This is a genomic window from Enterococcus sp. DIV1279b (assembly GCF_050531515.1).
In the GTDB taxonomy this organism is placed as follows: domain Bacteria; phylum Bacillota; class Bacilli; order Lactobacillales; family Enterococcaceae; genus Enterococcus_D; species Enterococcus_D casseliflavus.
On sequence record NZ_CP172891.1, the window covers coordinates 2,660,115 to 2,673,708 of the forward strand.

Consider the following 13,594-nt stretch of genomic DNA (forward strand, 5'->3'; position numbering starts at 1 on the left):
TTTCCGTATAATTTCTAAATCCATTGACTCGACCAATCAATTGCTTCTATTGAACGTATCAAAATGGATTGGTTGCCATGACTTCCTTGTGTTTAGGTCTCACTGATTTTAAAAATCAATCCTAGTGATTCCTCGTTTGGTTACTACGCTCCCTACGGTCGCCTAGTACTGTTCATCATCTGCTCTGTTCCGCATTGCGGACCAGAGCAGATGATGAACAGCAAAAAACACGTCCGTCCCTGGCAAGGGACGAACGTGTTCGTGGTACCACCCAAATTTTTATTGTCGTTAGACAATTCTTTGATGATCGGTAACGGGATCAGGCGTCGTTCTCTACTTGAGTCTTTGGATAATCGGCTCTTTAAAGAACGCAACTCACAGATGATCTGATTTCTTACAGGGTTTTATTTGGCTTCCACTCTCCCAAACTCGCTTGAAAAATATAAGAAATTTTTCTGTTCTGTGTCTTAGTTGTTATCTGTTTTGTTCAATTCGTCTAATAAGTTTCTCGCATCATCTAATGTTTTCACTTCAGGGCTTTCGCTTACATCAACGATTTTTTCATCTGATTCAACAACGTCCACATCAAATGTGTCCACTGCTTCTGAGTTTACTCCAGAACCATTTTCACTGTCAAGTTCTTTTGATAAAACTTCTCTGATTACTTGATGGGAATCTTGTACGTAGCTTGAAAATGGCGCCAAAATCTCTTCCCACTCGGGGCTCTTCACTTGTTCTAATTGGGTTTGTAACATAACCAATAAGTTGTTGTGGAAGACTCTGGTTTTCTTCTTCAAGTCATTTGTTTCTGTTGCCAATTGACGGGCATTGTCTGTTGCATCCGTCAAAATCTCTTTGGCTTTTTCTTCCGCTGAGGTCATCAAGGCATGGGCATGTTTTTCTGCAGTAGCAACCATTTCATCCGCACGGTTTTGGGCAGACGTAACAATCACTTCTGATTCTTTGCTTGCGCTTGTTTTTACTTTATCCGCGGTATCTTGAGCCACGATGATGGATTGGTTCAAGGCGTCTTTCAGTTCATTGAAATACTCTAGTTTTTCTTCGGCGTGTTTCAATGATTTCTCTAACTCGCGATTGCGTTGAACCGCTTCTTCATAATCGCGGACGATCATATCCAAAAAGTCATCGACTTCGTCTTGGTTGTATCCTCTCATTTTTACTGAAAAGTTTTTATTTTGAATGTCTAATGGAGTTAATGCCATATTCTATACACCTCTTTGATTTATTTACGTAATACACCTAATAACAATCTAACTTTTTCTTTTTTCGTGGTTCCTTCTAACCCCTGTATTTGAATCCGACCAAATCCTCTTACTGAAACGATATCCAGTAAATCCAGAACAAAATCTGGTCGTAGTGCTTCTGTCCAGTTTACTTTTACTTTTCCTGATTCGATCAACTGTTTCGAACGCTGACGTGAGATGTTGTATACGGCAGAGATCACTGTATCAAGACGCAATGAACTAACCGTTTCTCTTTCCTCGGTCCAGCCATCTTTAGGAACGATCAACTCGGTGTATTTTGTTTCTTCCAAGCGCACCGAGACGTTTCCGATTTTATCCACTTGGAGTTGGATAAAATGACTGACTTCAGTAGCAACGAATACTTGCCATATTTCACCATCGGAAAGAATGTCTCCAAAGTATTCCCTCTTGACTCCAGTCCCCATTAACGTGCCTAGAACTTTTCCATGACTCAACACCGTAAATTTTTTCGGGTATTGAATCGTAAACAAAGTCATGTCAAACTCATCGGTGGTGGGCTCATAATAATCGGGATAAATCAAACAACGTCGTCTTTCAGCAGCTTCGTAACCACCAAAAAAGCGGAAGCTTAAATCCGTTGATTGACGAATCAAGCTTTCTAAAATATACGCTTGTCTCGGATCTAAAAAATCAGTTAAGTAAGGCGCATACTGCATTTGCACTTGTTCGATCCATCCTTGAGCGGAATCAATAAAAGGGCGTTCATCGTTTCGAAAATGTTGATAGACATTTGCGTTCACCGATAACCACCCCTTACGTTAAAATAAAATTGATTGTAAGATCAATATCAATGCTTGTGATGCTAGCTGTAAGACGATAATTGCAAACGCAATCGTAAAATCAATACCAGCAAAACTTAATTTCAATCGATCAAATAAACTCAAATACGGTTCACACACTTTTGCTAAGAAACGGCCAAAAGCGGATTGATACCCTCCTGGAAACCAAGACAAAAGTGCATAGATCACTAATAAAATGGTATACAGATAAACAGCATCACTTAGTAATTTAACGAATCTCAAAAATAAAATTGGCGTTCCTCCTCACTTTAGATATCAAAAAAATTGGTATCTGCTAATGTTTGGGCAGTGCCTTCAATTTCCATACCCTTAGGCGTGCAAAGAAAAATTTCATCGCCAACACGCTTGATATCACCATCTTCAGCGTACACTGTTCCTGTTAAAAAATCAACTATTCGACGAGCTTGGTACTCTTCAATTAAATGAAAATTAACAAGTACAGCATCCCCATTGATGACCTGCTTGGCAATCCCCATCGCTTCGGAATAGACGCGTGGCTCTACGATCGTTATTTTACCAGCTGCTTGTGCGGGTGTTTCTTTTGCTTTTGTTTCTTTGACTCTCGTATTGCTTCTTTGTTGTGCCATCGGAACGACTTTTTCTTCCGTCTTCGTCACCGGTCTTACCCGTTCAGCCGCAGCTGAGGCTTGTTGATAGACAGCTGCTTGTGGTTGCTGTCTGTATTGATAGGCTTGATTTTGTGGTTGACTTGTTGTACGTGTTGCCGCTTGGCCAGATGCATACGTATTCGTGGTTGCTCTGGGGGCTGTAAAAGCTCCTCCTTGGTTCACAGCTTGTTTAGACGCTGTGCGTGCCGGTTCTTCCGTGGCAAATGTTTCTTCGTAGTAATCTTCTTCGTCAGTCAATCCAAAAAAATTGGTCAGTTTCTCTTTGAGCGACATCGGTCAACCTCCTTTTTTATTGAAATAATGCTGTTCCTACACGAATAAATGTTGCACCTTCTTGAATCGCAATGGGAAAATCATTACTCATTCCCATACTCGTTTCTAAGCAAGGGGCATGTGTAAGATGCAGGTCAGCGATCTGTTGTTGAATCCTTTTTAATTCTTTAAAAATCTGATGCTGCTCGTCTTTGGAAGCAGTGAGCGGGGCCATCGTCATCAATCCAACAACACGAATTTTGTCGAACGAAGCAAGTGCTTCAATAAAAGCCATTACCTCTTCAACAAAAATCCCTTGTTTCGTTGCTTCCTGCGAAACATTCACTTCCACAAAGCAGTTGATCGGATGCTCTGCTCGTTTTTGAATTTCTTGTGCCAGTTTGATTGAATCTAACGCATGGAAAAAATCAATCTCATTTATAATTGATTTTACCTTTCTGCGTTGCAAATTGCCAATAAAATGCCAACGGACATCTGGATAATCCTTTAGTGCTGCCTTCTTTTCAAGTAGTTTTTCTACTCGATTTTCTGCACAATCCCGCACACCATTTTCTAAAAGGACTCTTGTTGTTTCTGTATCGACGGATTTTGTCACAGCTGTCAAACAGACATCATTGGCATTTCTAGAAACAAGAGCACAGGAATCCTGTATCTCTTGCTGAATCTTGTGCAAGTTCTCAGAAATCATGTGCTCTGCCCCCTAGCGTTTACGACGGAAAAATGGTGGTGTGCTTAATTCGTCGTCATCATTCGAACGTACTTCATCACGGCTGAAGGTATCGAATTCTTTCTTTTCTACATTTTCAAATGTGTTTTCTTCTACTTTAGGTCGTACATTTTGTTCTTTGCGGATATCCCAATCACCAAAGCCATTGCTTTCTTCTGCTTGCGCTGGGCGTGCTTGATCCATATCTAATGTTGGTTTTTGAGGGATAGAATGAATTTGACCTTGGCTTTGTCTGCTAGAGCGAGAACCCCGTTCTTTTTTTGAAGGGTCAATGCCGGTTGCAATGACTGTCACACGGATCTCATCGCCTAAGTCTTCATTGATTGATGTACCTAAGATAATGTTTACGTCGCCTGTTGCCGCATGAGCGACGATATCAGAAGCATCTTGTGCTTCAAATAAAGTCATATCCAATCCGCCAGTGATGTTCAATAGCACTTGTTCTGCGCCATCGATCGACGTTTCTAGTAATGGTGAAGAGATCGCTTTTTTCGTTGCTTCGATCACACGTTCTTCCCCGCTAGCAACACCGATTCCCATCAAGGCTGTGCCTTGATTTTCCATTACTGTTTTCACATCAGCGAAGTCTAAGTTGACATAGCCAGGTGCAGTGATCAAGTCTGAGATCCCTTGAACCCCTTGACGCAAGACATTGTCGGCTTCACGGAATGCTTCAAGCATTGGCGTTTTCTTGTCAACAACTTCTAATAAACGGTTGTTTGAGATGATCAATAAGGTATCGACATTCTCTTTTAATTTAGCGATGCCTTCAGCCGCAAAACGGCCACGTTTTGGTCCTTCAAATGTAAACGGACGAGTAACGACACCGACTGTCAACGCGCCGATTTCTTTAGCGATTTTCGCTACGATCGGTGCAGCACCTGTTCCGGTTCCGCCACCCATACCAGCGGTAATGAAAATCATGTCTGCGCCTTCTAATGATTCGCGAATAGAATCTTCACTTTCTTCCGCTGCTTTTTGACCAACTTCTGGTTGAGAGCCAGCACCAAGTCCGCGGGTATATTTAGGGCCTAATTGAATGACTGTTTCTGCTTTTGAGTTTTTTAACGCTTGAACGTCAGTGTTGGCTGCAATAAATTCTACGCCCTTGACATTTTCTTCGATCATACGATTGACTGCGTTGCCGCCACCGCCACCGACTCCGATGACTTTGATCACAGCGCCGTCATTGATGTTATTATCAATTGAAAATTCCATAATTTATCTTCCTCCTGAGAATCGTTTTAGATTATTCAAAGATATTTGAGAAGAAATCTTTTACTCGGTTTGTGATCGACTCACCTTTTTTCTCTTCTTCTGCTTCTTCATAAGTTTCTTCTGGCGCTTCATATTGTTCGTAATGCACTTCTTGTTGTTGAATAGCAACGGGCTGTTGCGCCACTGTTTTTTCACCAGTGATCGCACTTTTGGCAAGCTGGTACACTTCGCTTAAGTTTGCCGAATAGTCAACGATACTGATCACATTCGTGAAAACAGGATTTCTAAGTCCCATATGATTAGGAACGTAAAGCTTGACGTTTGTTTCGAATACTTCTTGAGCAAGATCTACGACACCAGGAAGACTTGCAGCGCCACCAGTCAAGATCACGCCACCCGGTAAATCAAGCCCATCGATTTCGTCTAGGACTTCTTTTGATTTGGTGAAGATTTGTTCCATACGGGCTTCAATGATTTCTGATAAATAGCGTTCATCGATTTTCACTGGTTCTGATTTCCCGATCACATCAACCGGAAATTCTTCACTGGCTGAAGTGCGTTCAGGATACGCATCCCCATAATTGATCTTCAATGCTTCTGCATTGTTGAAAGAGGTATTTAAAACCGTCGAAATGTCTTTTGTGACAAATTCGCCGCCCTCTTGGTTCACATGGGTGAATTTCAATTGCTTGTCGTGCATCGCTGCTGTGGTTGTTTGGCCGCCACCAATGTCAATGACGATCGTACCAAAATCTTTTTCACCGTCTGATAAAATCGATTCTGTTAGTGCTAATGGCGTAATGACTACTTCATTAACAATCAAACCAGATTTTTCAACACATTTGCGAATGTTGTGAATGATGGTTTTTGGTCCTGTATACACAACACCAAACATTTCTAGGCGAACCCCGATCATGCCACGAGGATCTTTGATTCCTTCAAAACCATCAACGGTAAATTCCTGCGGTAAAATAGCAATGATCTGTCTTTCAGGAGGGGTAGAACGAACGAGTGCTGCGGAGGCAACATTACGCACGTCTTCGTCGGTGATCTCTTTTGATTCACTATTGACAGCGATCATTCCTTGACAATTTTCCACTTCAAGAAGATTGGCTGGTACACCAACACTTACACTGCGAATTTGAATTCCTGCTTTTTCTTCTGCTTGTCTTACTGCTCTTTGAATGGCTTGTACCGTTTTATCGATATCTACAATGATCCCACGGTTGATTCCTTCTGATTTTGCATTACCTACACCAATGATATTCATTTGGCTGTCAACGTATTCGGCTACTACAACTTTTACAGATGTCGTACCGATATCAAGGCCAACATACATTCCCGTTTTTGCCATGGATGGGGTTCCCTCCTACTTAAATTGGATATATAGCGAACCATCACAGTCCGTTTTTAGAGTTCATTCGAATAATTTGTTCACTGTTACCAATTCTACCATATAATGGCGCTTTTTAGAAACAAGTTAATGAAAAAAACTCTTGAATTTTTCCTAAGAATCACTATCAGCTGTTTGATTTTCGTCTGCATCGTCTTCTTGTGTATTTGAAATTGGGTAAGTAAAGATTCCAACTTCCATATCCACAATACTGTCCTCGGTCAAATCTTTGGCAATTTGCGGATAATACTGCATTTGACTCACCATATTCGAAATGTTGACGATCACTTGATTGCCATCATTCATAAAGAGAGTCAGCAGCTCATCATTGCTGTCACGGGGGGTATATTTGATTTGAGAAACGCCATCGCGAATTTCTGAACTTAATTCTTGATAGGCACTAAGTGTTGCTTTGATTTTATCTTCAGCCGAAAAATTTTCTAAAACCGGCAATCCTTCCACTGGCTGCTCACTGATTTCATCTAACACAACGCCATTTTCTAAAACCGGCGCATAGCCACCATCTTGGGCTAGTAAAGCAACTTCTTGAAATTCAGTGACAGTGATATCGAAGCGATTGATACCAGATAGAGAAATTGAGGCATTTTTTATACGTGGCAATTCTTTTTTGATGGCAGACACGCTTTGATTACGTTCGAAAAATTGCGGCCACATCTCTTCATTGACGGTTAGGTCCGAATTTTCGAGAATTGCTTCTGCGGATACTTCATGATTGCCTTTGACGACCACATTCGCCAAACGACTAAGGGGCGAAACGAAATACAAAACAATCAATAAAGGAATCATCAACAATCCAATAATCAAGGCTAAACGGCGAATCAACACTTGGTTGCGGTACGCCTTTAGGTTAGGCAGCCGATCAGCAAAGGAGCGGGCCTTATTTTCTGGCTCTGGCAATGCTTCCTTCTCATCAACGGACTCTTCCATTGCTTCATCTGCTTCAAAAAACGCTTCTTCTTGCTCGTCTTCATGGTCTTTGGACGTATCTTCTGTTTCTTCAGGAGCAGGAGAAGACCAAGCTGGCTGATTGCCTTTTTCTTGCAAATACTTTAGATTTTCTTTTTGCCAAGGGGTCAACTCTTCCGTTGACGAGGGGGTTTGATCATCATGAGGTGTTTTGTCTTTACTAATGATAATCGCTCCTTTCTATCCCACACATTGTACTATTTGATTACCTCTTGCACAAGTCGAAATAATCGTTCTGAGGCATCGCTGATCCCTTGTTCTTTTGAGGCTTTTGCCATCTTACTACGAAGGGCTTCATCTTGCATGATACTGTCTACTGCTTCCACGAGGTTTTGACTGTTTAGTTCATGATCGGCAATCATTTTGACTGCTCCTGCATTGGCTAAACTTTGGGCGTTCTTCGTTTGGTGGTCATTGGTCACATAAGGACTAGGAATCAAAATCGCTGGAATCCCTAATGCAGTGAATTCTGCGATCGATGTGGCTCCTGCTCGTCCAATCAACAAATCACTATTTGCCATCACTTCCGCCATCTGATCAATGTAAGGGCGAATACTGATATTAGGAAAGGCATCTTTTGACATGCCGATTTTTTCTTCGATCTCTTTGTAATACCGTTCACCTGACGCATAGAGAAGCTGATACTCTTTTTGAGCAAACAGCGGCAGCGCAGCAATGATCGCTTGATTGATTTTCAGTGCTCCTTGACTCCCACCAAAAACCAAGACCGTCTTTTTCGCCGGATTTAAATCGTAGGAAGACAAGATCGCTGACTTTTGACTGTTGCGTACTTCTTGACCTCTGGGATTCCCCACCAGCACTGTTTTTTTCGCTGGAAAGTACTGGGACGCATCGTGAAATGCAATGGCGATTTTATCCACATATTTGGTTAGAAATTTATTCGTGATCCCGGGAACACTATTTTGTTCATGAATAATTGTAGGAATTTTCAACTTCGCTGCAGCAAAGACCACCGCGCCAGAAACGTAGCCGCCGGTGCCGATCACCACATCCGGTTGAAACTCCTTGATGATTTTTTTGGCTGCGTAATAACTTTTCATGAAAAGTTGGATCGTTTTTACATTATCGAAGGACAACTTACGCTTAAAGCCTTGGATTTCTAATGTTTTAAAAGGAATACCTGTTGGAGGGACGATTTTATTTTCCAAGCCCCTTGTTGCACCAATGTATAAAAATTCGGCTGTCGGGTCAATCTCTTTTACATAATCGACAAAAGACAACGCTGGATAAATATGTCCGCCAGTACCGCCGCCAGTCACAAGTATTTTCATATCCGTCACTCATTTCTATTTAAGTTCTGCTACTGCCGCCATAAATTTGTCGCCGCGAACTTCAAAATTAGGGTATTGATCCCAACTTGCATTCGCAGGTGACAATAAAATCGTATCTCCAGCAGCACTTAAAGAAAAGGCTAATGGGACGGCTGTTTCAACATGGTCTGTCATTTCAATTGTTTTTACCCCTGCTGCTTGAGCAGCAGCGGCTAATTTTTCCTTTGTTTCACCAAACAACACGATGGCTTTTAGCCCTTTTAGTGCGGGAACTAAGTCATCAAAGCTGTTCCCCCGATCCAAACCACCTGCCAATAAAATCAGTTTCTCATTGTCAAAGCCGCCTAATGCCATTTCTGTGGCTAGAATGTTTGTTGCTTTAGAGTCATTGAAAAATTTCACCTGATTGATGGTGGTGACATACTGAGTCCGATGGGGCACGCCTGTAAAGGTTTGTAACGCTTGCTTAATGGCTTCGTTTGGCATATCGCAAAGTTTACCGACAGCAATCGCTGCTAATGCATTTTCAATATTATGATCTCCTGGCACGCCAAGTTCATCAGCTGCCATGATCACTTCTTCTTTATAATAGAGGATACCGTCAAGCATGTACGCGCCTGCTACTTTTTCCTTGGTGGAAAAAGGAATGATTTGCGCGTTTGATTTTGCCGACAGTGCTTCTAGTTCTGGCTGGTTCCAGTTGATCACCAAATAATCATCTGCAGTCATTCGCTGTTGCAACCGCCACTTTGCTAGGACATACTCTGGACGACTGCCATGGTAATCGATATGGGCTTCATAAATATTGGTGATCACGGCGATTTTTGGTCGCAAAGTATCGATCCCCATCAATTGGAAGCTAGACAATTCCATGACTAATCGGTCTTCCGCTTTGGCCGTTTGAGCAACGGAACTTGCAGGAAACCCAATGTTCCCAGAAAGCAGTGCCTGCCCTTTTTGCATCCCGGCGTTTAAGACATTGGCGATCATGGTCGTTGTGGTGGTTTTTCCGTTCGTACCAGTAATGCCGATAATCGGAGCCTCAGAGATTTGATACGCTAGCTCCACTTCCGTGATTACAGGAATTTTTTTCTCTAAAGCTTTTTGAACAAGGGGCTGTGAATAAGGGATTCCGGGATTTTTCACAACTAACGAAAAGCCTTCATCCAATAATTCGATTGGGTGGCTGCCAGTGATCACTTTGACCCCTAACGCCAAAAGATCTTGTGCTTCGGGATTTTCAGCAAATGGCTTGCCGTCATTAACGGTCACAAGTGCGCCCAAATCATGTAACAATTTGGCCGCACTGAATCCACTACGCGCTAATCCTAGCACAAGAACTTTTTTATTTTGATATGTTTTAATTTTTTTCATTTTCTTCATCTCCTACCATACAAGGGCTATTGTGAGCAACGAGCAACCTAACGCAATACACCAAAAAACAGTGTCGATCTTCCACTCAGACCATCCGCTCATTTCAAAATGATGGTGGATGGGTGACATCTTGAAGATTCGTTTGCCCGTTAATTTGAATGAGGCAACTTGCAGCATCACGCTTGCTGTTTCACAAACATAGACCAGTCCGACAAGCAAGAGGGTCCATTCTTGGTGTAAAAGAATCGAAATTGCTGCCAGCAGACCGCCTAAAGCCAGCGAGCCGACATCCCCCATAAAAATTTTAGCCGGTTTGCGATTGTACGGAAAGAAGCCGATCAATCCGCCAATGATTGCTAGACAAACGATCAATACATCAATTTGATCTTGCCGCCAAGCAATCAGTGCGTAAGTTGAAAAAGAAATCGTGCCCAGTCCTGCGACCAGACCATCGATACCGTCGGTCAAGTTGACTGCATTTGAAAAACCGACCAGCCAAAAGATGACGAACACTCCGTAAAAGATCGACAGTGGCACATCGATCCCAAAGAAATTTAACACGTCTGCATTGCCTTCCGCTCGAAAAACAAAGTAAAAGACGAGTCCGCCTAAAATTTGTCCAATCAATTTTTGCAGCGAGTTTAAGCCCATATTTCTTTTGCGGAAAATCTTGATGAAATCGTCAAGAAATCCTAATGCACCATAAACCAAGGTAATGAACAAAAGAATGAACAATGAAGCAGTCAGTTGATTTTGCCATGCCCCTACCCAAATTGCAGTGATCATTGCAGAAATCAAAAATACAAACCCACCCATCGTTGGTGTACCAGCCTTTACGTTATGCCATTTAGGGCCGTCACCACGTATTTCCTGTCCGTATTTCTTCATTTGAAAATAGCCGATAAACAAAGGCATTGCGGCTGTTACGATCGCAAAGCCGCTTGCCAAAGGTAATATCATCTCTGTCCATTCCATATCGTTCTCTCCTATTATTCTATTCGTTTTCGCTTAGTGTAAACTTGATCGATTGTCCCGATAACTCAGTATAAGGCTCCACGCTCTGTTTGGTACAATAGCCGTCCCCTTCAAAACTGACGTCCACATTCAACAGACTGCCAAATTTGATCAAATCTGCTTTGGACCAGGAGGTCGTATCAGGCATGTAATACTTGTCGCTATCCGTAATCAGCAGTACCCGTCCGCCAGGCATGATCGAAGTGCCGCTGTCAACGGACTGTGCGATGACCTTCTCGCCATCACCGATGACAACAGGGGTCAACCCAGCTTTTTGAACATCAGTTGCCGCTGATTCTGTATCAAGATTACGATAATCCCCTACAGTCGTTTCACTACCAGAGGTTGTACTATCTTCTAATGCAGAATTTTTCAGATCCATGACTCGTTTCATCAATGGATTGGCAATTTCACCCAACACGGTGCTTTCGTGCTTCTCTGGCAATTTAATCGTCAAATACAAAATATATTCAGGTTCTTCTGAAGGAAACATCAAAACAACAGAATACAGATAATTGGTACCACCAGACAAATACTTACCGGTCGTTGGATCGGCTACTTGGGCTGTCCCCGTTTTCGCGGAAATATTGTAGCCCGGTAGTTCATAGACACCATAAGCACTTCCGTAATTTTCACTTTCGACAACATCACGCATATATTCCCGTACTTTTGTTGCCGCTTCTGCTGTGATGGGATGGCCAACTTCTTCTGGTTGTGTGACCGTTTCTTCTCCTGTATTGCCATCAACGATTTTACTAATAAATTGTGGTTTTAACATCGTTCCGTTATTTGCCACCGACGTAAAGGCCTGCATCATTTGGAAATTCGTCACACCAATCGCTTGACCAAATGACGTCATCGCTTGGCTGACAGGGTTATCCTCTGGTGTGATCCCAGTATTTTCGTTAGGCAATCCTGAATAGGTACTGCGACCAAAACCAAATTCTTTTAAGTATTGTTGCCAACGATCTGCCATTCGCTGTTCCAAGGTCACCATTCCAATATTACTCGACCATGAAAGTGCTTGGCGCATCGTCAGTGTTCCTTTTTGACCGAAGTCCCAGTCGTTGATGGTTGCATCATAAAGTTTCATTCCATCAGGGCTTGGGGTAAAAGTTTCGTTTTCATTAAAGATCCCTTGATCGATCGCTGCTGCCGTCGTCAAGATCTTCATGGTTGATCCTGGCTCGTAGTTGTCCTCAACTAATAGGTTTTGCCAATCATTGATGGAATCCAAATTTTCTGGATTATAGGTTGGCCGCTGCGCCATCGCCACGATCTCACCCGTTTTTGCATCCATCAAGTTCGCTGTTAAGTTTTCTGGTTTGTTTTCTTTAAAGACACTGTCCATCAGCGTTTCCAAGTAGCTTTGGATTCGACTATCGATGGTCGTATAGACGTCTTTTCCATCCACCGCTGCAACAGTTTCGGCTACGGTTCCTGGCAACGGATTTTGATTGTTATCTTTTTGATAAACGATCTCGCCATCGGTCCCAGAAAGCACGTCATTGTACGCAGCTTCTAGTCCCGTTTTCCCAACTAGACCAGTATCGTCATCATTGGCAACAGCATACCCGATAAAGTGAGAAGAAAAGACACCATTCGGATAAAGACGAGCTGGATGACTGTCAAAATGAAAGCCAGCAATCCCTTCTTTTTCCATTGCATCTTCAATCGCATTCTTTTGTTCTAATGTAATATTGTTCCCTTTGCTTCCAAAAGAAACACGCCATAATTGTTGCTCAAGCCCTTCTTCTAATGTATTGACTGCTGTTTCTTGGTCGATGGACAATACATCCGACAAGATTTTGCCCAATTTATTGAAGTTTGCTTTTTCTGCAAAAAGATTCTTTTTGCCATCTTTGTAATTTTGGTTCAAAACAGCGTAAATTGAATAGGAAGTCACATCTTCAGCAATTGGAATCCCATTGCGGTCATAGATCGTTCCACGTTTCGCTTTGATGACTTCACTGCCTTCATAAAGATTTTTCGTTTTTTCAGCTAAGGAAGTCCCAGCGACATCTCCGACAATGACGATGTAGCTCAAACGCGTGACAAACAAAAAGAACAATCCAATACTCGTAGCAAAGAGAATAATACCTACTTTTTTGCGATTGTTCGTTGTAGTTTGATTGTTCTTTTTTAAGTATTGCTTGAATTTATCTGTTAACTTCATTTAGTCCACTTTCCTTAAATTGCCGTCATCGATCGACAATCCATTATCCTCAGCAATCTTTTGGATGCGCTCGGTTTTAGAAAGTTCATTTTTCTCTTGTTCCAACTGTTCTGCTTGTGTTGTTTTTTCATTGATATCCGATTGGATCAAAGAAATATCGTGTTCGACTTGACTGATATTGGTTCGAATATTGATGGTCAAGATCGCCAACGTCAATACAGAGATGATCACAAAGGCAGCGATCAGTTTTTCCAGAGTAGAAATGCTTTTTAACCGACGAGCCGGAGATGCTGGTACGCGGATGACCTCAGGACGCTGGGGATCAGTAGGCAGTTTTTCAGTTGTCGGTTCAGAGTGTTCCATAGGTTGTGATTCAAGTGGTTCTCTGAATTCATAGTCATGAACTTTTAGTTCTGCCATAGTTG

General features: G+C 42.2%; 13 protein-coding genes. All 13 read right to left on the reverse strand.

What is annotated here, in order from left to right:
- Positions 1 to 467 precede the first annotated feature (467 nt).
- The 13 genes from IGI71_RS12605 to ftsL all read right to left on the reverse strand — a co-directional run bounded on the left by IGI71_RS12605 (position 468) and on the right by ftsL (position 13,589).
- Positions 468 to 1,223, reverse strand: coding sequence for a DivIVA domain-containing protein (locus IGI71_RS12605; protein ID WP_005228824.1), 756 nt, complete (start codon positions 1,221 to 1,223; stop codon positions 468 to 470).
- 20 nt (positions 1,224 to 1,243) lie between these two features.
- On the reverse strand, positions 1,244 to 2,026 hold the full coding sequence (locus IGI71_RS12610; RefSeq protein ID WP_005228823.1) for an RNA-binding protein: 783 nt from the start codon (positions 2,024 to 2,026) through the stop codon (positions 1,244 to 1,246).
- A gap of 18 nt (positions 2,027 to 2,044) precedes the next feature.
- On the reverse strand, positions 2,045 to 2,308 hold the full coding sequence (locus IGI71_RS12615; RefSeq protein ID WP_005228822.1) for a YggT family protein: 264 nt from the start codon (positions 2,306 to 2,308) through the stop codon (positions 2,045 to 2,047).
- Between the two features lie 26 nt (positions 2,309 to 2,334).
- Positions 2,335 to 2,988, reverse strand: coding sequence for a cell division protein SepF (locus IGI71_RS12620; protein ID WP_010749764.1), 654 nt, complete (start codon positions 2,986 to 2,988; stop codon positions 2,335 to 2,337).
- 16 nt (positions 2,989 to 3,004) lie between these two features.
- Positions 3,005 to 3,676: a YggS family pyridoxal phosphate-dependent enzyme gene (locus IGI71_RS12625; RefSeq protein WP_074536072.1), complete on the reverse strand. Its 672-nt coding sequence runs from the start codon at positions 3,674 to 3,676 to the stop codon at positions 3,005 to 3,007.
- A gap of 12 nt (positions 3,677 to 3,688) precedes the next feature.
- Positions 3,689 to 4,933: a cell division protein FtsZ gene (gene ftsZ, locus IGI71_RS12630; protein WP_005228816.1), complete on the reverse strand. Its 1,245-nt coding sequence runs from the start codon at positions 4,931 to 4,933 to the stop codon at positions 3,689 to 3,691.
- A gap of 31 nt (positions 4,934 to 4,964) precedes the next feature.
- Positions 4,965 to 6,287 (reverse strand): cell division protein FtsA, encoded by a 1,323-nt coding sequence (gene ftsA / locus IGI71_RS12635; protein WP_005228814.1) that lies wholly within the window; start codon positions 6,285 to 6,287, stop codon positions 4,965 to 4,967.
- A 153-nt stretch (positions 6,288 to 6,440) separates the two neighbouring features.
- Complete coding sequence (locus IGI71_RS12640) at positions 6,441 to 7,424, reverse strand: cell division protein FtsQ/DivIB (protein WP_128487821.1); 984 nt, start codon at positions 7,422 to 7,424, stop codon at positions 6,441 to 6,443.
- Between the two features lie 86 nt (positions 7,425 to 7,510).
- Positions 7,511 to 8,605, reverse strand: coding sequence for an undecaprenyldiphospho-muramoylpentapeptide beta-N-acetylglucosaminyltransferase (gene murG, locus IGI71_RS12645; RefSeq protein WP_144808923.1), 1,095 nt, complete (start codon positions 8,603 to 8,605; stop codon positions 7,511 to 7,513).
- Positions 8,606 to 8,620: 15 nt separating this feature from the next.
- Positions 8,621 to 9,979 (reverse strand): UDP-N-acetylmuramoyl-L-alanine--D-glutamate ligase, encoded by a 1,359-nt coding sequence (gene murD / locus IGI71_RS12650; RefSeq protein WP_231434751.1) that lies wholly within the window; start codon positions 9,977 to 9,979, stop codon positions 8,621 to 8,623.
- 12 nt (positions 9,980 to 9,991) lie between these two features.
- The gene (mraY, locus tag IGI71_RS12655) at positions 9,992 to 10,954 is read right to left on the reverse strand and encodes a phospho-N-acetylmuramoyl-pentapeptide-transferase (RefSeq protein ID WP_010749769.1); all 963 of its coding nucleotides are present in this window, start codon (positions 10,952 to 10,954) and stop codon (positions 9,992 to 9,994) included.
- 19 nt (positions 10,955 to 10,973) lie between these two features.
- The gene (locus IGI71_RS12660; RefSeq protein WP_087627818.1) at positions 10,974 to 13,169 is read right to left on the reverse strand and encodes a penicillin-binding transpeptidase domain-containing protein; all 2,196 of its coding nucleotides are present in this window, start codon (positions 13,167 to 13,169) and stop codon (positions 10,974 to 10,976) included.
- A complete protein-coding gene (ftsL, locus tag IGI71_RS12665; protein WP_005228796.1) occupies positions 13,170 to 13,589 on the reverse strand; it encodes a cell division protein FtsL in 420 nt (139 codons plus the stop codon).
- Positions 13,590 to 13,594: the final 5 nt, after the last annotated feature.